The organism is Synechococcus sp. FACHB-909 (assembly GCF_014698945.1).
Taxonomy (GTDB): domain Bacteria; phylum Cyanobacteriota; class Cyanobacteriia; order PCC-6307; family Cyanobiaceae; genus Cyanobium.
The window spans coordinates 62,445-85,247 of record NZ_JACJTY010000009.1; the positions used below are offsets into that span (position 1 = coordinate 62,445).

Sequence of the window (22,803 nt, forward strand, 5' to 3'; positions counted from 1 at the left end):
TGAAACTAGCAGCGCCCTCAGACATGGACCGCCAGCCGCAGCCGGCCGAACAGCCGATCGAAGTGGCAGTTCTCTTCCACCAGGCGGATCGCATAGGTGGCCTTCACCGCTTCGTGCAGCCGCACATGGCCGATGGCGGCGTCGATCACCTCGACGGTGGTGAGGGTGTCGTGGTCGACCTTGAGCACCGGCACCTCCAGCTCCTCGGCCCGGCTGATCAGCTGGGGCAGCGGCTCACCGGCGCCGGTGAGGATCAGGCACTGGGTGGAGGCCTCCAGGGCCGCCAGCTGGATGTCGGTGCGGTCGGCGCCGGTGACCACGGCCATGTTGCGGCGGCGCCGGAAGAACTCCATCGCCGAATTGACGTTCATGGCGCCGATCGAGAGGGTCTCCACCAGCAGGTCGAGGCCGTCGTGGCAGCAGAGCACGGTGGCCTCGAGCCGGCGGGCCAGCTCCTCCACCGTGACGCTGCGCAGCAGGGGGCTGCGGGGCATCACGCCCAGCACCGGGATCCCCAGCCGCTCCAGGGCCGGCAGCACCGCCTCCCGCACTTCCGGCACCATCTCGGGCAGCACGGCGTTGAGCACCACACCCGCCAGCAGATCACCCAGCTGGTGCCGGGCCTCCAGCAGGGCATCAACGCTGCGGCTGTCGCTCCAGGGGTGCACCAGCAGGACCTGGGCCTGCAGGGCCTGGGCCAGCTGCACCAGGCCCAGGCCGTAGAGCTGCCCTTCGCTGAGGCTGCCGGCCCCCTCCAGCAGCACCAGCCGCTCGGCGTCGTCGTGGATGCGCCGCTGCAGGAGCGTCAGCCCCTCACCCGGGGCCAGATCCCCGGCCAGCAGCCTGGCCCTGGCGGCCGCCGGCTCCAGCACGTGCAGCGAAGGGATCAGCTGCTCCGGCTCCAGCCCCAGGGTGGCGCCGATGAAGCGCACATCCGGATCCAGCAGCGGGTTGCCCGGCGCCCCATCGGTGGGGGCGTCGAGGGGGTCGTCCATGCAGGTGGCCAGCGGCTTGCCGAAGGCGAGCGGCACGCCCTGGCGGGCGAGCTGGCGACCCAGACCCAGCACCACCGCCGACTTGCCGCTGAAGGGTTCACAGGAGCCGATCAGCAGGGGGATGGACATGGTGTGACCTCGCCGGGACCCGCAGGTGCCGGGCAATCTAGGCAGCACGACCACCGCAGGCCCATGCCGCACCCCTTGAACGAAGCGCTCACCGTGGCCGTCACCGGTGCCAGCGGCGCCCTCGGCCAGGCCCTGCTGCGCCGCTGGCACCGCCGCGGCGCCCGGCTGATCGCCCTCACCCACAGCCCGGCCCCGCTGCAGCTGGCAGGACCGGAGGGGCAGCAGATCCCCCTGCGCCAGGTGCACTGGCAGGTGGGCCAGGAGGCGGCCCTGGAATCCCTGCTCGAGGAGGTGGACCTGCTGGTGATCAACCACGGCATCAATGTCCATGGCGATGGCAGCGCCGAGGCGACCGGCCGTTCCCTGGAGGTCAACGCCCTGAGCGCCTGGCGGCTGCTGGAGCTGTTCGCCGTCGTGGTGCAGCGACGGGAGCCCGCGGAGCGTGACGGGCGCCGGCGGCCGGAGGTGTGGGTGAACACCTCGGAAGCGGAGATTCAGCCGGCCGTGAGCCCCCTCTACGAGATCAGCAAACGGCTGCTGGGCCAGCTGCTCAGCCTGCGGGCCCCGGAGCTGGCCCAGGCGTTGCGGCTGCGGCGCCTGGTGCTGGGGCCGTTCCGCTCGGCCCTCAACCCCGTCGGCGTCATGGGAGCCGACTGGGTGGCGGGCGAGATCCTGCGGCAGGCCGACTGGAACTGCAGCCTGATCATCGTCACCCCGAACCCGCTGACCTTCGTGCTGATGCCCCTGGCGACCCTGACGCGCTGGGCCTACATGAGCCTGCTGCTGCTGCGCTGAACGGGGCAGCGGCAGGGCAAGCCGGACCTAGAAGTCGCGGTCGGTGAGGATGTCGCAGCCGTCGGAGGTGACCACGATGGTGTGCTCCCACTGGGCCGAGAGGCTGCCGTCCACGGTCACCACGGTCCAGCGGTCCTTGAGGGTGCGGCAGGCCCTGCTGCCGGCGTTGAGGATCGGCTCCACCGCCAGGGTCATGCCGGCCCGCAGCTGCATGTTGGGCAGGTCGCGGGTGCGGTAGTTGAACACCGAGGGCTCCTCGTGCAGGTTGCGGCCCACGCCGTGGCCCGTGTAGTCCTCGACGACCGCGTAGCCGTGGGCCTCGACGTGGTCCTGGACGGCACCGGCCAGCTCCAGCAGGGTGCTGCCGGCCTTGACGGTGGCCAGGCCCTTCATCAGGGATTCCTGGGCCACCCGGCTGAGGCGGCGGGCCTCCTCGGGCACCCCCTCACCGACGCAGAGGGTGACGCAGCTGTCGCCGTGGAAGCCCTCGTAGTAGGCACCGGTGTCGATCTTGACCAGATCGCCGGCCTTGATCACCCGTTTGGCGCTGGGGATCCCGTGGACGACCTCGTCGTTGATGCTGGCGCAGATGCTGGCCGGAAAGCCGTGGTAGCCCTTGAAGCTGGGGGTGGCGCCCATGGCGCGGATGCGGGCCTCGGCGTGGCGGTCGAGATCGCCGGTGGTCATGCCCGGGGCGGCCATGTCGATGATCTCCCGCAGCACCGTGGCCACGATGCGGGAGGCCTGGCGCATGATCGCGATCTCCCGCGCCGACTTCACTTCCACCCCGCGGCGGCCCTTCTGGATGCGGGGGCCGGCCTGGGTGAGAGGGGTGCCACCGCCCTTGACGCCGTTGGTGCTGGCCAGCAGATCGGCGAACAGGTTCATGCGATGGGAGTCGGGCCGGACATTCAAGTTATCAATAGCGTCCCTGCCGCCGTCGTTTCCCCGTGTCCAGCCCCACTCCCGCCGACCCCCCACGGCCCGCCTCACCCTCCTGGGGCGCCCGCCTGCGGCAGGCCCATGCCTGGATGGCGCCGCTGGTGCTGGCGCCCCTGCTGCTCTCGGCCGTCACGGGTGTGGGTTACCGCCTGCTGCGGGACTGGGGCGGGCTGAGCCGGGACCAGGTCCATCCGCTGATGGTGCTGCACGAGGGCGAATGGCTCCAGAGCTGGCTGGGCCAGGTGGGGGAGACGCTCTACGTGCTGCTCAACGGCCTGGGGCTGCTGTGGATGCTGGTCACCGGCGGCGCCATGGCCTGGGAGCGGCTGCAGCGGAGCTGGCGGCGGCGCGGGGGGAAGGGGGTCACCTGAGGCGGTAAGGTGTTGGTTTGGCCAGGCGCTCAGAGAAAAGGGATGGCAACCGAGACCGATCCGACCACCACCGATCCATCCACCGAGGTGGACCCGCAGACCGTGGACCAGGAGACCCCTGACGTGGCGGCTCCTGCCACCGTGACCGTCACCACCGGCAAGCTCAGTGCCCGTGCCCTGATCGAGGAGTTCGAGGCGGCCCAGCTGAAGAGCGACCTGCCCGAGATCTACGTGGGCGACACCGTCAAGGTGGGCGTGCGCATCCGGGAGGGCAACAAGGAGCGGGTCCAGCCCTACGAGGGCGTGGTGATCGCCAAGCGCCACGGCGGCCTCAACCAGACGATCACCGTGCGCCGCATCTTCCAGGGCATCGGCGTGGAGCGGGTCTTCATGCTGCACAGCCCCCAGGTCGCTTCCGTGAAGGTGGAGCGGCGCGGTAAGGTGCGTCGGGCGAAGCTCTTCTATCTTCGTGACCGGGTGGGTAAAGCCACGCGCGTCAAACAGCGCTTCGATCGCTGAAGCCTGGTTTCACGGGATTTCATTGCCCGCGTTTCCCTCTCACGCTTTCCAGGGGCCATCGGCCTTGCGCCGTTAGTTCAGTTGGTAGAACGCAGGTCTCCAAAACCTGATGTCGGGGGTTCAAGTCCTCCACGGCGCGTTCGATGGTCCCATTTGCAGTCTCGTGGTTCCGAACATGGAGTTGGATCTACAACCCGGTGATGTGGTCAAGGTGCTGGAATCGGCCGCCCTTGGCTGGGTCCGGGCCCGGGTCATCCGGGTCAAGTCCGGAGGTCGGGTCGTGGTCCAGAGCGACCAGGGGCGGGAGTTCACCGCCCGGGGCAATCAGGTGCGTCTGATTGAACCCGCCGGCTTCCGCCCCTGAGCCCAACGCTCCGGCGTCCCCTTTGGCCAGCGCCAGCCCCGTGCCCCGCACGGGGCTTTTTGTGTGGCCCAGTCACCAGGCCCGCCCCCTGCCCGGCCTTCCCGGGCGCCGTTGACGGACCGCGTTGACGGACCGCGTTGACGGAGGGACCGGTGACGATGGATACTTCCTTGGTCGGCGTCCGCGCCGTCGTGATCGCCCATCGGTGCCGCATCCTCCCCCCGGGGCGGATCGAGCCTCGAATGTCGGTCTGGGACTGTAGTTCAATCGGTTAGAGCACCGCCCTGTCACGGCGGAAGTTGCGGGTTCGAGCCCCGTCAGTCCCGTTCTCACCACCTGGAGCCGATTCCGTGGCCGCAGCGGTTCCCGTACGCGTTCGGCTGGCCCCCAGCCCCACCGGCACCCTCCACATCGGCACCGCCCGCACGGCGGTGTTCAACTGGCTGTTCGCCCGCCACCTGGGGGGCGCCTTCCTGCTCCGCATCGAGGACACCGACCGGGAACGGTCCAAGGCCGAGTACACCGAGAACATCCTCGATGGCCTGCGCTGGCTGGGCCTCACCTGGGACGAGGAGCCGGTGGTGCAGAGCGCGCGCATCGAGGCCCACCGGGCCGCGATCGAGCAACTGCTTGAGGGCGGCCACGCCTACCGCTGCTTCGCCAGTGACGCCGAACTGGCGGCCATGCGGGAGCGCCAGCAGGCCGAGGGCCGGGCCCCCCGCTACGACAACCTGCACCGGGATCTCACCCCGGAGCAGCAGCAGGCCTACATCGACGAGGGGCGCGAAGCGGTGGTCCGCTTCCGCATCGACGACGGCGCCACGATCACCTGGAACGACCTGGTGCGCGGCGAGATGCGCTGGGCCGGCAGCGACCTGGGCGGCGACATGGTGATCGCCCGCCGGGCGCCCGCCGATGCCATCGGCGACCCCCTCTACAACCTGGTGGTGGTGGTGGACGACGCCGCCATGGCCATCAGCCACGTGATCCGCGGCGAGGACCACATCGCCAACACCGGCAAGCAGCTGCTGCTCTATGCCGCCCTGGGGCTGACGCCGCCCCAGTTCGCCCACACCCCGTTGATCCTCAACCAGGAGGGTCGCAAGCTCTCCAAGCGCGACGGCGTCACCTCCGTGGGTGATTTCCGCGCCATGGGCTACACCGCCGAAGCCCTGGTCAACTACATGACCCTGCTGGGCTGGTCGCCGCCGGAGGGCATCGGCGAGCGCTTCAGCCTCGAGCAGGCGGCGGCGGTGTTCTCCTTCGAGCGCGTCAACCGGGCCGGGGCGCGCTTCGACTGGGACAAGCTCAACTGGCTCAACGCCCAGGTGCTGCACGGACTGGCGGCCGGCGAGCTGCGCCAGCGGCTGCTGCCCCTCTGGCAGGCCCGGGGCTGGGGCGAGGGCGCCAGCGCTGACGTCGCCTGGCAGGAGGATCTCTGCGCCCTGCTCGGCCCCTCCCTCAGCCTGCTGGCGGACGGGGTCGACCAGGCCGCCCCCTTCTTCGAGACGCCGGTGCCGGATGAGGCGGCCCTGGCCCTGCGGGCCGACGAGGCCAGCCGCGCCGCCCTGAGCGCCCTGCTGGAGCAGCTGCCGGAGGGGCCGCTCGAGACCGAAGCCGCCCAGGCGCTGCTGGGGGCCGCTGCCACGGCGGCGGGCGTCAAGAAAGGGGTGCTGATGAAGGGCCTGCGGGCCGCCCTGCTGGGCAGCCTCAAGGGGCCCGACCTGCTCACCACCTGGCTGCTGCTGCACCGGCTCGGCAGCGACCGGGGGCGGATCGCCACCGCGCTCTGATCCTCAGCGCTCTGATCCTCAGCGCTCTGACGAACGGCCTCTGGGCCTCAGTCGTCGAGGGCGCCGTAGATCGGCTCCACCCGGATCGCCTGGACGCTGCCGGCCCGCAGCACCAGGAACTCGCTGGTCAGGTCGCTGATCGGCACGTTCACGAAGGTGTCGAGGGCCGCCGCGTTCAGCACGCCGCCATACCAGTTCTGGAAGTCCTCCAGGGTGTTGAAGTGCACCTCCTGGTGGTGGCCGCCACTCAGGAACAGGTGGATGGCATAGCGGCGGGGGGTGCGGGCCATGGGGCGCGGACGGCGGCGTCGGACTGCCCACAGGATGCCCCAAATGGCCGCAACAGGCTTGTGGCCGGCCGGTAGAGGGGATGGAGCGGGGCGCCGGAGGCGGTGAGGCCGAGACACACCAGCCGGGAGCGGTGGGGGTCCAGCAGCTCCAGCATCCGTTCGTCCTGGCCGGAACGGCGGCCGCCGTTGCCCCAGCCCAGCCAGATCAGCGACGGCGGCGCACCGGCCCGGGTGGAACCGCTGCGCCGCTCGCCGGCCCGCATCCTTCGCCGGATCCAGACGGGGTTGGCGGCGCCCACCGGATCGGCGGCCAGGGCCAGGGCCGCCGGGCTCGGGCTGATGCGGGCGAAGAGATTCAGCACCTCCAGGCCGCCGTAGCCCCAGTCGGCGGCGAAGGCCATCAGCCGCCGCAGGGTGGGGTCGTCGTGGCGATGGTCGGCGCGGGAGGGGTTCAGGCCGATGAACAGCAGCCGGCTGCCCTGGGGCTCCCACACCCGCTCCAGCCACCAGCGGTACTGGCGGCAGCGGCTGAAGGCGGCCCGGCCGGTGGCCGTCACGGCGCTTCCGGGCCGCCGGATGGCAGGCTGTGGCGGACGGCGGACGGATCCCGGAAACGGCCATGGAGCGGGACAAGCCCCTGTTGCTGCTGGTGGACGGCCACTCCCTGGCCTTCCGCAGCTTCTACGCCTTCGCCAAGGGCGGCGAGGGGGGACTGGCCACCAAGGACGGGGTGCCCACCAGCGTCACCTACGGCTTCCTCAAGGCCCTGCTCGACAACTGCAAAGGCCTGGGGCCCCAGGGGGTGGTGATCGCCTTCGACACGGCCGAACCCACCTTCCGCCACGAGGCGGACGCCGCCTACAAGGCCCACCGGGAGGAGGCGCCGGAACACTTCTTCGCCGACCTGGCCAACCTGCAGGCCATCCTCAGGGACTGCCTCGACCTGCCCCTGTCGATGGCGCCGGGCTACGAGGCCGACGACGTGCTCGGCACCCTGGCCAACCGGGCGGCGGGCGAGGGCTGGCGGGTGCGGATCCTCTCCGGCGACCGCGACCTGTTCCAGCTGGTGGACGACGAGCGCGACATCAGCGTGCTGTACATGGGCGGCGGCCCCTACGCCAAGAACAGCGGGCCCACGGAGATCCGCCGCGCCCAGGTGATCGAGAAGCTGGGGGTGCCGCCGGAGGGGGTGGTGGACCTCAAGGCCCTCACCGGCGACAGCTCCGACAACATCCCCGGCGTCAAGGGGGTGGGGCCCAAGACCGCCCTCACCCTGCTCAAGGCCCACGGCGACCTGGACGGCATCTACGCCGCCCTCGACGAGCAGAAAGGGGCCCTGAAGACCAAGCTGGAGACCGACCGGGAGAACGCCTTCCGCTCCCGGATGCTGGCGGAGATCCTGGTGCAGATCCCGTTGCCCGAGGAGCCCCGCCTGGCCCTGGGGCGGGTGGACCGCGAGGGGCTGGGGGCCCGCCTGGCCGAGCTGGAGCTGTTCAGCCTGGTGAAGCAGACCGAGGGCTTCGCCCGCCTGTTCTCTTCGGAGCCTCCCGAGCCCGCCGCCACCCCTGCCACGGCCCCGGCCCCGGACCCCGGCACCCCGGCGGACCCAACCGCGGCCGCGCCTGAGGCCCCGGACCCCACCGGCTCCCCGGAGGACGGGGGGGATCCGGCCCTGCCCGCCCTGCGGCCGCATCTGGTCACCACCCCCGAGGCCCTGGCCGCCCTGATCGAGCGGCTGATGGGCTGCACTGATCCGGCGGCACCGGTCGCCCTCGACACCGAGACCACCTCCCTCAATCCCTTCAAGGCGGAGCTGGTGGGGATCGGCCTCTGCTGGGGGGAGGGCCTGGCAGACCTGGCCTACGTGCCCATCGGCCACCACAGCCCACCGTCCCCCGACCTGCTCACCGCGGCCCCCCCGGCGCCGGAGCAGCTGCCCCTGGACGCGGTGCTGCTGGCCCTGGGGCCCTGGCTGGCCAGCGCCGGGCACCCCAAGGCGCTCCAGAACGCCAAGTACGACCGCCTGATCCTGCTGCGCCATGGGCTGCCCCTGGCCGGTGTGGTGATGGACACCCTGCTGGCGGACTACCTGCGGGATGCCAACGCCAAGCATGGCCTGGAGGCGATGGCGGCGCGGGAGTTCGGCCTCCAGCCGACGACCTACGGCGATCTGGTGGCCAAGGGTCAGAGCTTGGCCGACGTGCCGATCGAGGCCGCGGCGCTCTACTGCGCCATGGACGTGCACCTCACCCGGCGCCTGGGCGCCGTGCTGGCGGAGCAGCTGGCGGCGATGGGGCCCCAGCTGCCCCTGCTGCTGCAGCAGGTGGAGCTGCCCCTGGAGCCGGTGCTGGCCCAGATGGAGGCCACCGGCATCCGCATCGACGTGCCCTACCTGAAGGAGCTGGCCGAGGAGCTCAGCACCACCCTGGCCCGGCTGGCGCAGGAGGCCCAGGCGGCGGCGGGGGTGGACTTCAACCTGGCCTCCCCCAAGCAGCTCGGGGAGCTGCTGTTCGACACCCTGGGGCTCGACCGCAAGAAATCCCGCCGCACCAAGACCGGCTGGAGCACCGATGCGGCGGTGCTCGAGAAGCTGGAGGACGACCATCCGGTGGTGAAGCTGGTGCTGGAGCACCGCACCCTCAGCAAGCTGCTGAGCACCTACGTGGAGGCGCTGCCGGCCCTGGTGGAACCCGAGACCGGGCGGGTGCACACCGATTTCAACCAGGCGGTCACCGCCACCGGGCGCCTGTCGAGCAGCAACCCCAACCTGCAGAACATCCCCATCCGCACCGAGTTCAGCCGCCGCATCCGCAAGGCCTTCCTGCCCCAGGAGGGCTGGCGGATGATCAGCGCCGACTACTCCCAGATCGAGCTGCGCATCCTCACCCACCTCTCGGGCGAGCCGGTGCTGGTGAAGGCCTACAACGAAGGCGACGACGTCCACGCCCTCACCGCCCGGCTGCTGCTCGAGACCGACACGGTGACGCCGGAGGAGCGGCGGCTGGGCAAGACGATCAACTTCGGGGTGATCTACGGCATGGGGGCCCAGCGGCTGGCCCGTGAAACCGGCATGGGCCAGGCCCGGGCCAAGGAGTTCCTGAGCCTTTACAAGCAGCGCTACCCGAAGGTGTTCCTGTACCTGGAGCTGCAGGAGCGGCTGGCCCTCAGCCGCGGCTACGTGGAGACGATCCTGGGGCGGCGGCGGCCGTTCCAGTTCGATCCCGGCGGCCTGGGCCGGCTGCTCGGCAAGGATCCGCTGGACATTGACCTGGAGGTGGCCCGCCGCGGCGGCATGGAGGCCCAGCAGTTGCGGGCGGCCGCCAATGCCCCGATCCAGGGCTCCAGCGCCGACATCATCAAGCTCGCGATGGTGAGCCTGCAACGGGCGCTCAGCGAGGCCGGCCTGCCGGCCCGGCTGCTGCTGCAGGTGCACGACGAACTGGTGCTGGAGGCGGCCCCGGAGGCGCTCGAGGAGGTGCGGGAGCTCACCCGCCGCACCATGGAGCAGGCGGTGCAGCTGCTGGTGCCACTGGCGGTCGACACCGGCGTCGGCCCCAACTGGATGGAGGCGAAATAGCCACGCGAAGGTAGGCTGCGCGCGAGCTTTGCCTCCGCCATCGATGCCTGAACCGGTGCGGGTGCTGCTGACCGGCCGCCACGGCCAGCTCGGACAGGCCCTGCTGGCCAGCGTCCCCGCCGGTATCGACCTGATCGCGACGGGACGGGATGAACTGGATCTGGCCGATCCGGCCGCCTGCCGCGCCGCGGTGCACAGGCACCGGCCCGACTGGGTGCTCAATGCCGGCGCCTACACCGCCGTTGACAGGGCCGAGAGCGAACCGGAGCTGGCCGAAGCGGTCAACGCCGGCGCGCCCGGGGCCTTCGCCGAGGCCCTGGCCGAGTCCGGCGGCCGGCTGCTGCAGGTGAGCACCGATTTCGTCTTCGACGGCGACCAGGGCCATCCCTACGCCCCGGAGCAGGCCCTGGCCCCCCTGGGCGTCTACGGCGCCACCAAGGCCGAGGGGGAACGGCGGGCGGCGGCCGCCCTGGGCGCCGATCGCCTCTGCCTGCTGCGCACCAGCTGGGTGTACGGGCCGGTGGGGGCCAACTTCTGCCTCACCATGCTGCGCCTGCACCGGGCGAAAGCCGCCGCCGGCGAGTCCCTGGGGGTGGTGGCCGACCAGGTGGGCTGCCCCACCGCCACCGCCGGCCTGGCCGAGGCCTGCTGGCGGGTGATCGGACGGGGGGTGAGCGGGCGTCACCACTGGAGCGACTGCGGTGCCGCCAGCTGGTACGACTTCGCCGTGGCCATCGGCATGCTGGCGGCGGCCCGGGGGCTGATCGACACCCCGGCCCGGGTGCGGCCGATCACCACCGCCGACTACCCCACCCCGGCCCGTCGCCCCTCCTATTCCCTGCTGGATGGCACCACCACCCGGCACGCCCTGGACCTGGAGGGGCAACACTGGCAGGCCGCCCTCGCTGAGGTGCTGGCGCGGATTCCCCTGCCCCAGGCCTGAACACCCCGACCCCGTCTCGCCCCACACCGATGGATCCGTACCCCTCCCTCGACCTGCCGCTGCTGCTTGCCGGCCGCCGCCGCATCCTGGTGACCGGCGGCGCGGGCTTCATCGGCGGGGCGCTGGTGCGGCGGCTGCTGCAGGACAGCACCGCGACGGTGTTCAACCTTGACAAGATGGGCTACGCCAGCGACCTGCTGGGCATCTACAACACGATGGCGGCGCTGGGGCCGGCGGCGGAGCGGGCCGACGGGCCGCGGCACCGGCTGCTGCAGGTGGACCTGGCCGACGGGGAGGCCACGGCCGCCGCGGTGCGGCAGGCCGATCCGGACCTGGTGCTGCACCTGGCCGCCGAAAGCCACGTCGACCGCTCGATCGACGATCCGGGCGCCTTCCTGGTCAGCAACGTGATGGGGACCTACCACCTGCTGCAGGCGGTGCGGGCCCACTGGGAGGGGCTGCCGGCGGAGCGGCGGGAGCTGTTCCGCTTCCACCACATCAGCACCGATGAGGTGTTCGGCTCCCTGGGGGCCACGGGCCGGTTCTCCGAGACCACCCCCTACGACCCCCGCAGCCCCTACTCGGCCAGCAAGGCGGGCAGCGATCACCTGGTCCAGGCCTGGCACCACACCTTCGGGCTGCCGGTGGTGCTGACCAACTGCAGCAACAACTACGGGCCCTGGCAGTTCCCCGAGAAGCTGATCCCGGTGGTGATCCTCAAGGCCGCCGCCGGTGAGCCGATCCCCCTCTACGGCGACGGGGCCAACGTGCGCGACTGGCTCTACGTGGAGGACCACGTCGAGGCCCTGCTGCTGGCCGCCACCAGCGGCGAGGTGGGCCGCAGCTACTGCGTCGGTGGCCATGGGGAGCGCACCAACAAGGAGGTGGTGCACGCCATCTGCGCCCTGCTCGACGAGTTGCGGCCCGACGGTGCCCCCCACGCCGGCCTGATCACCCCGGTGGCCGACCGGCCCGGCCACGACCGGCGCTATGCCATCGACCCGGAGCGGATCAGCACCGAACTGGGCTGGCAGCCCCGCCACGACTTCCAGCAGGGCCTCAGGGCAACGGTGCAGTGGTACCTGGAGCACGACGACTGGTGCGCCAACGTGCGCAGCCGGGCCGGCTACGGCGGCGGCCGCCTGGGCCAGGCGGGTGCTGGCGCGGGAGCCGTGGCGGGAGCGGGCCATTGACCCTGCGGCTCACCAACACCCTCACCCGCACCTGCGAGCCGTTCGAGCCGCTGCAGCCGGGCAGGGTGTCGATCTACTGCTGCGGCGTCACGGTCTACGACCTCTGCCACCTGGGCCACGCCCGCAGCTACATCGTCTGGGATGTGCTGCGGCGTTATCTGCTGTGGAGCGGCTATGCCGTCACCTTCGTCCAGAACTTCACCGACATCGACGACAAGATCCTCAAGCGGGCCGAGGAGGAGGGCAGCTCCATGGAGGTGGTGAGCGAGCGCAACATCGCCGCCTTCCAGGCCGACATGGCCGCCCTGCACATCCTTCCCCCCGACCGGATGCCGCGGGCCACCCGCAGCCTGGACGCGATCCGTGCGCTGATCGGCGAGCTGGAGGCCAAGGGGGCGGCCTACTCAGCCGATGGCGACGTGTACTTCGCCGTGATGCGGCAGGCCGGCTACGGCAAGCTCAGCGGCCGCACGCTGGAGGAGCAGCAGGAAGGGGCCAGCGGCCGCACCAGCGAGGCGGAGGAGGCCCGCAAGCGCCACCCGTTTGATTTCGCGCTCTGGAAGGGGGCCAAGCCGGGCGAACCCAGCTTCCCCTCGCCCTGGGGCGCAGGCCGGCCCGGCTGGCACATCGAATGCTCGGCCATGGTGCGCGAGGAGCTGGGCACCACGATCGACATCCATCTCGGTGGTGCCGACCTGATCTTTCCCCACCACGAGAACGAGATCGCCCAGTCGGAGGCGGCCAGCGGCCAGCCCCTGGCCCGCTGGTGGCTGCACAACGGCATGGTCAACGTGGGCGGCGAGAAGATGTCCAAGTCGCTGGGCAACTTCACCACGATCCGCGCCCTGCTGGAGAGCGGCGTCAGCCCGATGACCCTGAGGCTGTTCGTGCTGCAGGCCCACTACCGCAAGCCGCTCGACTTCACCGCCGAGGCCCTGGCGGCGGCCGCCACCGGCTGGAAGGGACTGGACGCCGCCCTCGGCCTGGGTGAGCGTCACAGGGCGGCCCTGGGATGGGGGACCACAGCGGCGGCCGGGAGCGCTGTGGCGAGTGCCGCCGAGATCGGCGAGGAGCTGGCCGGGGCTCGGGAGCGCTTCGCCGCCGCCATGGACGACGACCTCAACACCTCGGCGGCCCTGGCGGTGCTGTTCGAGCTGGCCCGGCCGTTGCGGGCCCTGGCCAACCGCCTGGAACGGGGGGGGAGCGACGCCGAAGCCGCCGGCGAGGCGGCGGAGCTGGAGCCCCGCTGGCGGCTGCTCCTGGAGCTGGCCGGGGTGCTGGGGCTGGAGGCGGAGGCGGCGAGCGCAGCGGCGGTCTGCACCCCTGCCGAGGCAGCGGAGGCGGCGACGGCGATCCAGCAGCGGATCGAAGAGCGCCGGACCGCCAAGGCCGCCCGCGATTTCGCCACCGCCGACCGCATCCGGGCCGAGCTGGCCGCCGAGGGCATCGAGCTGATCGACCGGCCCGGCGGCGTGACCGACTGGGTGCGGAGCTGAGCCGATGGGCGATCTCGACATCCGCTGGCAGCAGAGATTCTCGAACTACTGCCGGGCGCTGGAGCAGCTGGAGACGTTCTTCCAGCCCCCTGAACTGAACGCCCGTGAGCAGCAGGGATTGATCAAGGCGTTCGAGTACACCTTCGAACTGGCCTGGAACACCCTGCGCGATCTCCTGCTCAGCAAGGGCAACGAGCAACTGCTCGGTTCACGGGATACGTTGAAGGAATCATTCCGTCTGGGGCGGATCGAGGATGGCGAGAGCTGGATGCTGATGATTCAGGACCGCAATCTCACCAGCCACACCTACAACCGCTCCACCGCCGACGCGATCGCCGGGCACATCGGCCAGAACTATCTGGCCTGCTACCGACAGTTGCGGGCCCGTCTGGAGATGCTGCAGCAGGAGCCGACGCTATGAGCCCCCAGCCCTCCACCACCCCGATGGGATCGATCCCCGGCATCCCTGAGCGGACCCAGGAACGGCTGCAACAGGTGTTCGAGTCCCAGGCCCACCTGGAGGCCGTGTGGCTGTTCGGTTCACGGGCGATGGGAAGCCACCGGGAAGGATCGGACATCGACCTCTGCCTGGAGGGCCCGGAGCTCAGCCACCGCGACCGGCTGCGGCTGATGGCGGCGATCGATGAGCTGCTGCTGCCCTGGCAGGTGGATGTGGCCTTGCGGAGGGAGATTTCCCAGGATCTGGAAGCCCATCTGCAGCGTGTCGGCCGCCGCATCTGGAGGCGCAGCTGAGCCGATGGCCAGCGTCTCGGTGGTGATCCAGTTCTTTGAGGACTTCGATTTCATCGGGCGGGTGGTGGAGCGGCTCGCCTGGGTCGACGAGATCGTGGTGAACGACGGACCGTTCCAGTTCACCCGCGAGTTGCTGGAGCCGCTGGTAGGGCGGGATCTGGAACAGCCCAGCCCACGGGCTGTCGGGCTGTTCGCCGGGCTCGCCCGGCGGCTGGGGGTGCCGATCCACTACCACCACGGCGTGTTTGCGGGCGAGCGGGAGAAGCGGATCCACGGCTACGGGCTGGCGGCCGGCGATGTGGTGCTGTCGGTGGATGCCGATGAACTGCTGCTGCTGGATCGGGAGGCGGTGGAGCGCTTCTGGACAAGCCCGGCGATGGTGGCCAGCTTCGACTGCGTCAATTTCACCTACCTGAATCTGGTGTGCGGCAAGCCGGGCAGCCCGCTGGTGGCCCGCAAGCCGTTCGCCTTCAAGCGCGGGGCGATCACGGCCGAGCGCCACCTCGACTACCTCTGGCTGGTGGGGGTGGAGCAGGCGGCGGTGGCCAGCACGGACTTCCTGCCGGAGGCCCTCTGCGGCGGCGCCCACCTCACCACCGTGCGCAGCGCCTATGGGGCCAGCATCAAGTTCGGCTTCTACAACTGCCTCTACTTCCACCTGCACGGCGGCGAGGGTCTGCAGGGCAGCTTCCAGGCGGCGCGGCAGTTCTTCGCCCAGGGGGACTTCGACGCCCAGACCCAGGCGCAGGTGTACGGGCGGGCGATGGCCGATGCGATCGGCTTCCCGGACCAGCAGTTCTTCCGCGCCGCCGACCCCGCCCTGATACCCGAGGCGATCCGCCATCTGGCTGAAGAGTGCTGTGAGCCCCACAACCACGGACGGCCCCACCGGCGGCTGAGCGGCCGGCTGGTGCCGGGGGTTCCCCTCTATGCGCTGCTGGAGCCGGGAAGCGGCTGCCGCGTGTCGTTCTCCATCGCCGGCGAGGCACGGCTGCGCGTGTTCCCACTGGTGCTGGACGGTCCACCGCTGGACCTGGGGCGCGCCGCCATGGAGCAGCGCTGGACGGCAGAGGCGCTGAAGCCCCAAGCCCTGCAGATGGAGGCGCCGCGAGAGGGCCTGGCGGGCGAGCGGATCGGTGATCTGGTGGAGCTGGTGTTGTGGAGCGGCGCCGAGACGGTTGCAGTCTGGGCACGGGCATCACTGGCGCCCCAGTTCAGCCTGCAGGTGGTGGATGCAAGCCCGGGCGCACCATCGAAGGCGACAGTCACCACAGCCGGGAGCTGAATCAGCCGCGTCCTGTCTCTGGTGCACCTACAAGGCCCTGGATCACCTGCTCAAGACGACTGCTGCTGCTGTGTTTCGCAAAGGGCTGGTCAAGAACCAGATTGGAATAGCGCAAGCATGCGTCCTGGACCTGGCCCAGGGACAGCTGGGCCTCCTTCCCCCTGGCACGCTCCAGGATGTTGCGGTGGATCTCCTCAGGTGAGGGATCGAGCCAAAGAAAGGACTCCCTGGACATGTCAACACCTGCCATGGCGAGGCTGGCGCGCAAGGCTGCTCGCCACTGCTCCCAGACCAGAATGGTGCCTTCAATGATGATGGGCCCCTGGAAGGAGAGGCAGATGGAGTGCGATTGAAGGAACGAATAATGCAGGGCCTCGATCGCCGATGTGTGCTGCAGCAGCGCCTGCCAAAGCCCCCAGTCCCCTGCAGATCCGGGCTTGCAGAACGGACAGAGCCGCATGGCCGCAATCAGGGCAAGCTGGTCGGTATGGATGACATGGGCGATCCTGGACAGGCGAAGCGCCAGGCTTGTTTTGCCTGATCCAGAAGCACCAATGATGTAAAGAATGTGGTTCATTCTCCTGGCCTGAATGATTCCATGCGGGTCGCCGAGACTGGGCTCTGCCGCCCCAGCTGATCCAGCCTCAAAACGAAAAATCGAAACAACCCAACGTGGCGCATGGTCAGGGTGGACGATGCAAGCGAGATACGCGCGCGACCGGAACGGGTTCCGCCAATCACCGAAAAAGAGACCAAGGACGGGACTGGAGTGCGTCAGTCAACTGGAGACTGGGGCAGTTCGACAACGTCAGACTTGATGGAAGGCAGAAGCAACCTCCGGCCGAGTAAGCGTGGCCAGCGCAAGCGCCCGAGACTGGATCCAAAAGGGCCAAGGCAAAGCCTACGAAGATAAAGGGGACGTTAACAGGCACTCATGGGCGTTGGGGGCCTTGATCCTTTCGAAACCGACAGCATCGAACAAGGCTCCCGAGCGGATCACCTAGCAGCAAGCCTGCCAACCACGGCGAAGGGCGGGACGAGAGGCAGGAAGTCAGGGGCAGGGAGCAGCAGGTCCTTTGACAGCCAAGGCAATGACAGAAGAGGCGTGAATTCTGGCCAAAGAGAGTGACAGACGTGCATCACCGTCAAGGCCGAACGACGGAGTTACGGAGCCGAGCAGTGGCCTAGATTCTGCAGGGTGGAATATTCAGGCGTCCAGAATACCTGGCCGTCGCCAGACAGTAGGATTCAAACATCTCTTCAGCCACGACGAAGCCCCTTTGCTGCATGTCCGCATAGGCCGTTCTCCAGTGAAGGGCATAGTGCTGACCCAACTTCGTTGCATTGACGGCCTGACCACCGTTGAGAATCTTGGATGCCACATGCCTGGGACTGCGATACTTGAAATGAATGATGCGAGCCCCGACCTCGCAGGCCACAAAGATCTTGTCACGGGAAAGATCACCATGGGCCAACACATGGTTGCCCATGGTGAGTCCCGAAACAAAACGGGGGTTGAAGGCATTTTTGGTGACAATCTGACCTGAGCAGGCCTCAACGACATCAATGGTCCCATAGACATCCTGTCTCTCGTCGTAGTGGACGAGCGAGCTGCTCGCTGCATTGCACAGGTGAAAGACAACAACTTCCGACTCTCTCTCGATCATTCGGTCCACCAGCCATCGAAATCCGACCCCTGGCGGAAGATCAACAAACTCGTCAGCATCCAGCGGGAAGATCAGCCTCAACTCATCTCCGGCGCAACCGAAGCAGTCCCTTGCCAGGCGACAGAGACCCTGTGTTTTCTTGGCCTGGTAATAGCCTTCGATGGGGTCCTGCACGAGAAGGACCGTACAGTCTGGGTGCAGCCTGGCGAACCTGGAGACAACCGAAGCCGTGCCGTCCCTGGAGAGATTATCCATCACGGCAAACTTGCGACACCCTAACTGATAGTGATGCAACAGGTTGGCCATCATCACATCAGCCTCATCGCGCACCATCATGCAGATGGCGAGATCGTCAACAGGCTCAAGGGGCGCGTCGTCTGAAGGCGTGGGCCTCCTGAAGCTTCGATCAATGCTCAGATGTGACTGGTGAATCCTGAGGCGAGCCTCGGCATAAAGAACAGCGGCCCTGGTCGGTATATGTGAAATAAACTGCTCAGGGCAGGAGCCAATTTCCTGCGCCGCCGACGGGATGTCTTCTCGCCTCAGAAAGAAGAGGTAAGCCAGCATGTATGGATTGTGCGCCCGGGGAAATCGCTGCTTGAACTCGTTGACCCTGGAAAGAAACTCCTCGTCGCGACCCTGCCGATCGAGGAGTTCACACAACTTGGCCAGAAAGAGTCTGGTCGGCGCAAATCCTGGAGTCTGGGCAAGACCAGACAGCATCCGCTCAGCAGCTTCCAGTTGGCCGTTTTTCAGCAACTGGCCGGCTTCATCCAAGCTGGCAGACTGCTCACCCGTCAGGTTTGCCATGAACCAGTTGATGTCGAGCTACCGAAGGGTAGGATTGTATAGTTTTATTGTCAAGTCACGAGTTATCGGGGGTGACGGTAATCACGTGAAGCGAAGAATGCCTGCGAAAACGCATGCGATTGGCGACTTCGCTACAGCTCAATCCCCCAATCCTCACAGACCGGAGCACAGATCTCACGGAACTGCTGAGCCTGAGCATCAGGAAGACTGGCCTGACGCAATGTTTTATACGAGGGTCTTTCTATGGAGGCTGTCAGAACATCCTCTCGAGACTGACTACAAAGCGCAATCCCATCGTCAACCACGCTATCGGGCAGACCAAGAAAGCTAAACAGCTTGGTGACCGTCGTGGCGGGATCAGAGCGAAGCTGCAATTGGGAGACAACATGGGAATCAGGGGCGTAAGGGGAAGCAAGGAGCTGCTCAATCCCTCGCATCGCGGACACCCAGCCCGTAGCCACCTCAACAGGATCTGTGGCAGGACGTTCACCATCACGGCCGCCGAACTTCAACGCTGCAGACTCATAGACTTCTACCGGACTGCGTACACAAGCGATGAAGACGGCGTCCGGAAAGACTTCCTTCACCACTCCCCAACCATGGCAGGCCACAGCACCAGGGGTCTTATCAATGAACTGATCACTCCCATAGGTCCTTCGATAAAATTCCCGAAAGAACCTTGTATTGGTATCCTTCAGTTCGTCAAGGTCAAGGAGCTTGACGAGCTCCTTACCCGTGAAGTCGGTGCGCCGGCGATAAAGGTTGACCTGATGATGAATTTCCTGCAGCAGGGTCAGCGTATGGGCCTCACCATGCGAGGGCAGCCTGGTGAACGTTGCAATCAGTTTTCCAACGAATGATGTTCCTGATCTTGGATAGCCAATGATGAAGATAGGGGCTTTCATGGATGGTGGGTGGTCTACAGTGACGGATGGCAAAAGGATGGCCTGCGGAGGCTTGGAACGATCACTCATGGTTCCTGATGAAAGAGGGCCTCGAGAGCTTCCAGCCTTGAAGGTGTCGATTCCTCCAGAGTCAGCTGGCGCTGCATCGCGTGACGAAGATCTGAGGCAACGGGCTGAACCTGATCCAGATGCGGATACGCCTCTGCCGCGAAGCCTTCCCAGCACGATGTGGCCATGGGTACACCAGCCTGGGAATAGAAATCTTCGAGACGGCGAAAGGCTGCCATGGGCTGGGAAAGAAAGGCAACCGCCGGTGGGAAAATCGTGGTGGTATCGGCCCCTTCGTGGAGCATCCACTCAGCCATCTCAATCAAAGCGTCAAGAGCATGACGAATACCGTGCAGACTCGTCGCAAGATCAGCAACCCCGCCGGCCTGTTGCGCCTTCCGCTGGATCCGATCGACCTGCCGGAGGATCCCATCGGCATCGGAAAGCAAAGCGACCGTTGCAGATTGAGCCACAAGTTGCTTCCAATACACAGGAGGATACCGATAGCCAATCACAAAATGGTGCTGTCTGCTTCGGCTGAGCGAAGTGATCCAGTCGCCTGGCGCATCAGCGTCGAGCCCTTGGGCAGGAGGGTCCAGGCAGGCATGGCCGTTCTGGACAGCAAGCCGCTCAATAAAACTAAAGAAGACCGAGTCGATGCCAAGGGGCAGCGCGACGCTCAGGTGAATCATCCGTGGCCTCCAACGGCGAGAGCCTTGTAGTAACTCTCCAGCGCCCGCTTCGGAGTCAGTCGGCTGGCGGTCTGATGGGCCGCATGGGCCATCTGGAGGTATCTGTCGTGCTCCATCTCCAGAAACAGAGCCATCTTGGCGGCAAGATCGGCGGGATCCCTGGCCACGAAGTTGAAGCCATCCACACCGTGCTGGACCCGCTCCGCCAGCCCGCCGATGAAGGCAGCGATCACCGGCTTGTAGCATGCGAACGCTTCGGTGACCACAAGCCCGAACACTTCGGGCCAGGTGGAGGGGACCACCACCACATCGACACCAGCCATGCGGCGGATCAGCTCGTCGTGCGTGTAGCCGCCGAGTTCCACCACCTCTCCATGCTCCCAGGAATGGCTGTCGCTGATCATCCCCTCCACCTTGGCCTGGTAATCGCCGGAGGCAAAATTCTTGTTGCCACCATTGATCACGATCTGGAACGGACGCAGGGGCTGACTGCGGTTGAGAAGATCGCCAGCCTTCAGCAGCACGTGAATGCCTTTGTTGTCCACGAACTGGCCGAAAAAGCCAAACCGAATCGGCCTCTGGGAGCTGGATTCCGGCATCGGCGCCTGCGCTGGGTAGCGCTCCAGATCGATCGGATGGTTGATCACATGAACACGCTGCGCATCGATTCCCATCTCCCGCACGAGCACGCCCCCCAGGTGCCTGGCCGGCACGATGTAGCTGTCGGCCATCTCCAGCAGATCCACGTTGTGCTTGTGCCGGGCCATGAAGGTGTCGGCGGTGATATGGGGGAAGCACATGGCACAGAGCTCCGGCTCGGCCTTGCTGCACAGGCCACCGTTCGTCTTCTTCACCATCTGACCATCGGCCAGACAGGCAAACAGCATTTCATGCAGTCCCACGCTGATGTGCACCTCCGGCAGGGCGAAACGCAGCAGACCGAGCAGATCAATACCGATGTGCATGTAATGCGAAAGGAACACCGAGCGGGGCTCCAGCTTGCGAAGAAACAAGGTGAGGTCCTTGACGGCACGCGAATCGACACAGTTATGCCAGAAATAATCGTATTCTCCTGTGAAGAAGTAGAACTCATCCTCCGCTCCCGGCACCTTGCGCAGATAGGCAGAGGCCTTGGTCCTCAGGTTTGTCTGGGGCGATGTCGCGCCGATAAAGCACACCTTCAGATTGGAATACTTGCGCAGATTCAAAAACAGATCATAGGCACATTGCTGTGCCCCGCCATGCACCACCTTGGGATGGAAAAGGCTCAGAATCACCAAATCGTAACGGCTCACAGCGAATACTCCACAGGTAGATCCATGGTTTCCAGAACTCGCCGCCACTTCAGGGAGAACAGCAAGCGGTTGATATGGCTGGTGGTGCCACTGAGGTGATAGGGCGCCACGGATCCAGTCCCTTCAGCGTGGTAGAACTTGATATCGTCCCAGACCCGCACAGGGATTCCTTCCTGTCGCGCTCTCAGGCAGAGGTCGAAATCCTCGAAGTGGGCATACACAATCTCTTCGCTGAAGCCACCCAGGTGGTTGAACAGCGGCGCGCTGATCGCCATCAGGGACCCTGAGCAGGCGATCACTTCCGCCCGGGTCTGGTTGCGGCCCACGGAGAAACCATTGAAAAGAGGAATCGCGCCGGCCTTAGCGGTTGTCAGTCGCGTGGCAGTGAGGCCCTCCTGCATCAGGGTGCCGTCCGTGAAGTACTGAAAGGCACTGTGGATCGCATTCGGTTCGTTGAGGGCTCGGGTGATGAGCTGCTTGTAATCCCCCACCGAGTCGGCGAACAGGTCGTTGTTGTGGAAGAGCAGGCACTCACCGGTGGCATGTTCAGCACCGAGATTGCATCCGGCCGAGAAGCCCAGGTTGGTGGCCCTGTTGAGGATGCCGATCCGCAGGCCCGGACGTATGTCGGCAAAGCGATCAAGGATGTGGAAGGTTTCTGAGAACAGCTCGGGCGAGTTGTTGACAACGATCAACTCGAGGGGCAAACCGGATTTGGCCAGCTGCAGAATGGCCGGCTTGGCCGCCAGGAAGGAGCCCAGCTGCACGAAGATCACCGAGGCCAATGGCGCCCGTGTCAACGGGGTGCGCGTCAGCCAGTGGACCTCAACATCATGGCGTTCAGCGGCCACGTGCCGGGCGAACAACCCGGAGGCCGCCCTCACGGTGTGGGGGGTGAACAGCCGCAGGGAATCCGGCCAGCGGTTGCCGCTGTCGATCGACACCCGGAACACACCCAACGCCGCCTCGAAGAAGCGGGGCGTGCTGGTTTCCTCGGGCACCTCCGCCAGGCAGATCTCCACCGAGGTGACGCGTGCCTTCTCTTCGCCTTCGGGTTCCACGATCAACGGCAGGCGGCCGAGCTCCGACCAGCGCCGGAAGCCCGAGCCGTCGATCAGGACGGCAAACCCATGGTTCTGATGCTCCGGCAGACCCAGGGCCTGGCACACATCGGGGCGGTGATAGAACGTGGCCGATCCCACCGCATGGGCGCCGGGCATCAGCGGGTCGCTCAGCCGGAACAGGCTGCCGCTGCCGAAGGCTTCCCGGCACCAGCCGATGAGCAGCAGCAGCGGCCCGCAGCGCAGGCTGCGATCGAGATGCACATCAACGGCGGCGCCCGTCTCACAGACCTGGGCTGTGATCGCATCGAGGCGGCCGAGGGGGACGTTGCCTTCCGCGGTGGTGCGGTCGGCTTCGATCGACGCCCAGGTGAATTCAGGCTGGAGGCCCTTGGCCTCCCGGAAGCAGAGGTAGGCCTCATCCGGCTGCCCCAGGGCCTTGTGGATCAGACCGAGCTCGAAGGGGATCCAGGGGTTGCTCGCCTGCTCCCGGAATGGGCGCAAGATTGCCAGAGCCTCCTCGGGTCGCTCGCTCTGCCGATGGGCGTGGGCGCGGATGAAGGCCAGCATCGGATCTGCATTGTCCTCCGTCGTGCTGGCCAGCCAGCGATCCGTCAGGGAGATGGCCTCGCTGAAACACTCCTCATCCACCAACTGCTTGGCTTTTCGGAACAGAGCCTCCGAACTCAGCTGTTGAATATCGGGCTCGACAAAGACACTGGCTGCCGGACGATTGAGCGCGGGGTCAGGCTCCGGTGGAGCCGATACAGGCGCCACTGGGGAGCCAGTCTCCTCACCTGAAGAAAGGTGAATCGGATGGCCTGACGCACGATGGGTGCCGACATAGGCAGCCAGGCGATCCCAGTCGCTCAGGGAAACA

The 22,803-nt window shown here is 67.0% G+C and carries 22 protein-coding genes and 2 tRNA genes; 14 read left to right on the forward strand and 10 right to left on the reverse strand.

Annotated elements, in window-relative coordinates; translation table 11 throughout:
• Positions 1-17 precede the first annotated feature (17 nt).
• Positions 18-1,124 carry a phosphotransacetylase family protein gene (locus H6G99_RS13960; RefSeq protein ID WP_094583972.1) on the reverse strand — a complete coding sequence of 369 codons (1,107 nt, stop codon included), beginning with the start codon at positions 1,122-1,124 and terminating at the stop codon, positions 18-20.
• 63 nt (positions 1,125-1,187) lie between these two features.
• Between H6G99_RS13960 and H6G99_RS13965 the strand changes: the two genes are divergently transcribed.
• Entirely contained in the window at positions 1,188-1,919 is a 732-nt protein-coding gene (locus H6G99_RS13965; RefSeq protein WP_190612127.1) for an NAD-dependent epimerase/dehydratase family protein, read from the forward strand.
• Positions 1,920-1,946: 27 nt separating this feature from the next.
• On the opposite strand, the gene map is transcribed toward H6G99_RS13965, so the two are convergent.
• Positions 1,947-2,807 (reverse strand): type I methionyl aminopeptidase, encoded by an 861-nt coding sequence (gene map / locus H6G99_RS13970; protein ID WP_094583970.1) that lies wholly within the window; start codon positions 2,805-2,807, stop codon positions 1,947-1,949.
• Positions 2,808-2,950: 143 nt separating this feature from the next.
• Here map and H6G99_RS13975 point away from each other — a divergent pair, with 143 nt between their 5' ends.
• The 6 genes from H6G99_RS13975 to gltX all read left to right on the forward strand — a co-directional run bounded on the left by H6G99_RS13975 (position 2,951) and on the right by gltX (position 5,908).
• Positions 2,951-3,232 (forward strand): peptidase, encoded by a 282-nt coding sequence (locus tag H6G99_RS13975; RefSeq protein WP_190612165.1) that lies wholly within the window; start codon positions 2,951-2,953, stop codon positions 3,230-3,232.
• Between the two features lie 42 nt (positions 3,233-3,274).
• Positions 3,275-3,751, forward strand: coding sequence for a 50S ribosomal protein L19 (gene rplS, locus H6G99_RS13980; RefSeq protein ID WP_286191169.1), 477 nt, complete (start codon positions 3,275-3,277; stop codon positions 3,749-3,751).
• 66 nt (positions 3,752-3,817) lie between these two features.
• Positions 3,818-3,890 (forward strand) — tRNA-Trp (locus H6G99_RS13985).
• Positions 3,891-3,926: 36 nt separating this feature from the next.
• Positions 3,927-4,115, forward strand: coding sequence for an SH3 domain-containing protein (locus H6G99_RS13990; protein WP_006043540.1), 189 nt, complete (start codon positions 3,927-3,929; stop codon positions 4,113-4,115).
• Positions 4,116-4,367: 252 nt separating this feature from the next.
• Positions 4,368-4,441: transfer RNA gene (locus H6G99_RS13995), tRNA-Asp, on the forward strand.
• 24 nt (positions 4,442-4,465) lie between these two features.
• Positions 4,466-5,908 carry a glutamate--tRNA ligase gene (gene gltX / locus H6G99_RS14000; RefSeq protein WP_190612128.1) on the forward strand — a complete coding sequence of 481 codons (1,443 nt, stop codon included), beginning with the start codon at positions 4,466-4,468 and terminating at the stop codon, positions 5,906-5,908.
• A 47-nt stretch (positions 5,909-5,955) separates the two neighbouring features.
• Here gltX and H6G99_RS14005 read toward each other — a convergent pair whose 3' ends face one another.
• Together H6G99_RS14005 and H6G99_RS14010 are read right to left on the reverse strand one after the other, a co-directional pair.
• Positions 5,956-6,198 (reverse strand): hypothetical protein, encoded by a 243-nt coding sequence (locus tag H6G99_RS14005; RefSeq protein WP_190612129.1) that lies wholly within the window; start codon positions 6,196-6,198, stop codon positions 5,956-5,958.
• Entirely contained in the window at positions 6,156-6,755 is a 600-nt protein-coding gene (locus H6G99_RS14010; protein ID WP_190612130.1) for a DUF1643 domain-containing protein, read from the reverse strand. Before H6G99_RS14010 ends, H6G99_RS14005 begins: the two co-directional genes overlap by 43 nt.
• A 62-nt stretch (positions 6,756-6,817) precedes the next feature.
• On the opposite strand from H6G99_RS14010, the gene polA reads away from it, so the two are divergent.
• Genes polA through H6G99_RS14045 form a run of 7 tightly spaced genes read left to right on the forward strand, consistent with a single transcriptional unit; the run spans position 6,818 to position 15,445 of the window.
• Positions 6,818-9,775 (forward strand): DNA polymerase I, encoded by a 2,958-nt coding sequence (polA, locus tag H6G99_RS14015; protein WP_190612131.1) that lies wholly within the window; start codon positions 6,818-6,820, stop codon positions 9,773-9,775.
• A 43-nt stretch (positions 9,776-9,818) separates the two neighbouring features.
• On the forward strand, positions 9,819-10,718 hold the full coding sequence (rfbD, locus tag H6G99_RS14020) for a dTDP-4-dehydrorhamnose reductase (RefSeq protein WP_199297206.1): 900 nt from the start codon (positions 9,819-9,821) through the stop codon (positions 10,716-10,718).
• Positions 10,719-10,747: 29 nt separating this feature from the next.
• Positions 10,748-11,911, forward strand: a complete 1,164-nt coding sequence (gene rfbB, locus H6G99_RS14025) for a dTDP-glucose 4,6-dehydratase (RefSeq protein ID WP_190612132.1) — start codon at positions 10,748-10,750, stop codon at positions 11,909-11,911.
• Positions 11,908-13,407 carry a cysteine--tRNA ligase gene (gene cysS, locus H6G99_RS14030; protein WP_094583960.1) on the forward strand — a complete coding sequence of 500 codons (1,500 nt, stop codon included), beginning with the start codon at positions 11,908-11,910 and terminating at the stop codon, positions 13,405-13,407. The genes rfbB and cysS overlap by 4 nt, the downstream gene beginning before the upstream one ends.
• A 4-nt stretch (positions 13,408-13,411) precedes the next feature.
• Positions 13,412-13,828, forward strand: coding sequence for a nucleotidyltransferase substrate binding protein (locus tag H6G99_RS14035; protein WP_190612133.1), 417 nt, complete (start codon positions 13,412-13,414; stop codon positions 13,826-13,828).
• A complete protein-coding gene (locus tag H6G99_RS14040) occupies positions 13,825-14,160 on the forward strand; it encodes a nucleotidyltransferase domain-containing protein (protein ID WP_199297207.1) in 336 nt (111 codons plus the stop codon). The genes H6G99_RS14035 and H6G99_RS14040 overlap by 4 nt, the downstream gene beginning before the upstream one ends.
• A 4-nt stretch (positions 14,161-14,164) precedes the next feature.
• Positions 14,165-15,445, forward strand: coding sequence for a glycosyltransferase family protein (locus tag H6G99_RS14045; RefSeq protein WP_190612134.1), 1,281 nt, complete (start codon positions 14,165-14,167; stop codon positions 15,443-15,445).
• 1 nt (position 15,446) lies between these two features.
• Here H6G99_RS14045 and H6G99_RS14050 read toward each other — a convergent pair whose 3' ends face one another.
• From H6G99_RS14050 to H6G99_RS14075, 6 genes are all read right to left on the reverse strand, one after another.
• Positions 15,447-16,022, reverse strand: a complete 576-nt coding sequence (locus H6G99_RS14050; protein WP_094583957.1) for an AAA family ATPase — start codon at positions 16,020-16,022, stop codon at positions 15,447-15,449.
• 607 nt (positions 16,023-16,629) lie between these two features.
• Complete coding sequence (locus H6G99_RS14055) at positions 16,630-17,922, reverse strand: glycosyltransferase family 2 protein (RefSeq protein ID WP_190612135.1); 1,293 nt, start codon at positions 17,920-17,922, stop codon at positions 16,630-16,632.
• 131 nt (positions 17,923-18,053) lie between these two features.
• Complete coding sequence (locus H6G99_RS14060) at positions 18,054-18,896, reverse strand: sulfotransferase family protein (RefSeq protein WP_190612136.1); 843 nt, start codon at positions 18,894-18,896, stop codon at positions 18,054-18,056.
• A complete protein-coding gene (locus tag H6G99_RS14065) occupies positions 18,893-19,567 on the reverse strand; it encodes a hypothetical protein (protein ID WP_190612137.1) in 675 nt (224 codons plus the stop codon). The genes H6G99_RS14060 and H6G99_RS14065 overlap by 4 nt, the downstream gene beginning before the upstream one ends.
• Positions 19,564-20,862 (reverse strand): glycosyltransferase, encoded by a 1,299-nt coding sequence (locus H6G99_RS16645; protein WP_190612138.1) that lies wholly within the window; start codon positions 20,860-20,862, stop codon positions 19,564-19,566. Before H6G99_RS16645 ends, H6G99_RS14065 begins: the two co-directional genes overlap by 4 nt.
• Positions 20,859-22,574 carry a glycosyltransferase gene (locus H6G99_RS14075; protein WP_190612139.1) on the reverse strand — a complete coding sequence of 572 codons (1,716 nt, stop codon included), beginning with the start codon at positions 22,572-22,574 and terminating at the stop codon, positions 20,859-20,861. The genes H6G99_RS16645 and H6G99_RS14075 overlap by 4 nt, the downstream gene beginning before the upstream one ends.
• Positions 22,575-22,803: the final 229 nt, after the last annotated feature.

Coding starts and splice junctions, on each gene's coding strand:
- H6G99_RS14005 (WP_190612129.1), bottom strand. CDS start 6,198: ATGGCCCGCACCCCCCGCCGCTATGCCATCCACCTGTTCCTGAGTGGC.
- rplS (WP_286191169.1), top strand. CDS start 3,275: ATGGCAACCGAGACCGATCCGACCACCACCGATCCATCCACCGAGGTG.
- H6G99_RS14035 (WP_190612133.1), top strand. CDS start 13,412: ATGGGCGATCTCGACATCCGCTGGCAGCAGAGATTCTCGAACTACTGC.
- H6G99_RS14050 (WP_094583957.1), bottom strand. CDS start 16,022: ATGAACCACATTCTTTACATCATTGGTGCTTCTGGATCAGGCAAAACA.
- H6G99_RS13960 (WP_094583972.1), bottom strand. CDS start 1,124: ATGTCCATCCCCCTGCTGATCGGCTCCTGTGAACCCTTCAGCGGCAAG.
- polA (WP_190612131.1), top strand. CDS start 6,818: ATGGAGCGGGACAAGCCCCTGTTGCTGCTGGTGGACGGCCACTCCCTG.
- H6G99_RS14055 (WP_190612135.1), bottom strand. CDS start 17,922: ATGGCAAACCTGACGGGTGAGCAGTCTGCCAGCTTGGATGAAGCCGGC.
- H6G99_RS14040 (WP_199297207.1), top strand. CDS start 13,825: ATGAGCCCCCAGCCCTCCACCACCCCGATGGGATCGATCCCCGGCATC.
- rfbB (WP_190612132.1), top strand. CDS start 10,748: ATGGATCCGTACCCCTCCCTCGACCTGCCGCTGCTGCTTGCCGGCCGC.
- H6G99_RS14045 (WP_190612134.1), top strand. CDS start 14,165: ATGGCCAGCGTCTCGGTGGTGATCCAGTTCTTTGAGGACTTCGATTTC.
- H6G99_RS13965 (WP_190612127.1), top strand. CDS start 1,188: ATGCCGCACCCCTTGAACGAAGCGCTCACCGTGGCCGTCACCGGTGCC.
- H6G99_RS13975 (WP_190612165.1), top strand. CDS start 2,951: ATGGCGCCGCTGGTGCTGGCGCCCCTGCTGCTCTCGGCCGTCACGGGT.
- H6G99_RS14060 (WP_190612136.1), bottom strand. CDS start 18,896: ATGAGTGATCGTTCCAAGCCTCCGCAGGCCATCCTTTTGCCATCCGTC.
- rfbD (WP_199297206.1), top strand. CDS start 9,819: ATGCCTGAACCGGTGCGGGTGCTGCTGACCGGCCGCCACGGCCAGCTC.
- map (WP_094583970.1), bottom strand. CDS start 2,807: ATGAACCTGTTCGCCGATCTGCTGGCCAGCACCAACGGCGTCAAGGGC.
- H6G99_RS14065 (WP_190612137.1), bottom strand. CDS start 19,567: ATGATTCACCTGAGCGTCGCGCTGCCCCTTGGCATCGACTCGGTCTTC.
- H6G99_RS13990 (WP_006043540.1), top strand. CDS start 3,927: ATGGAGTTGGATCTACAACCCGGTGATGTGGTCAAGGTGCTGGAATCG.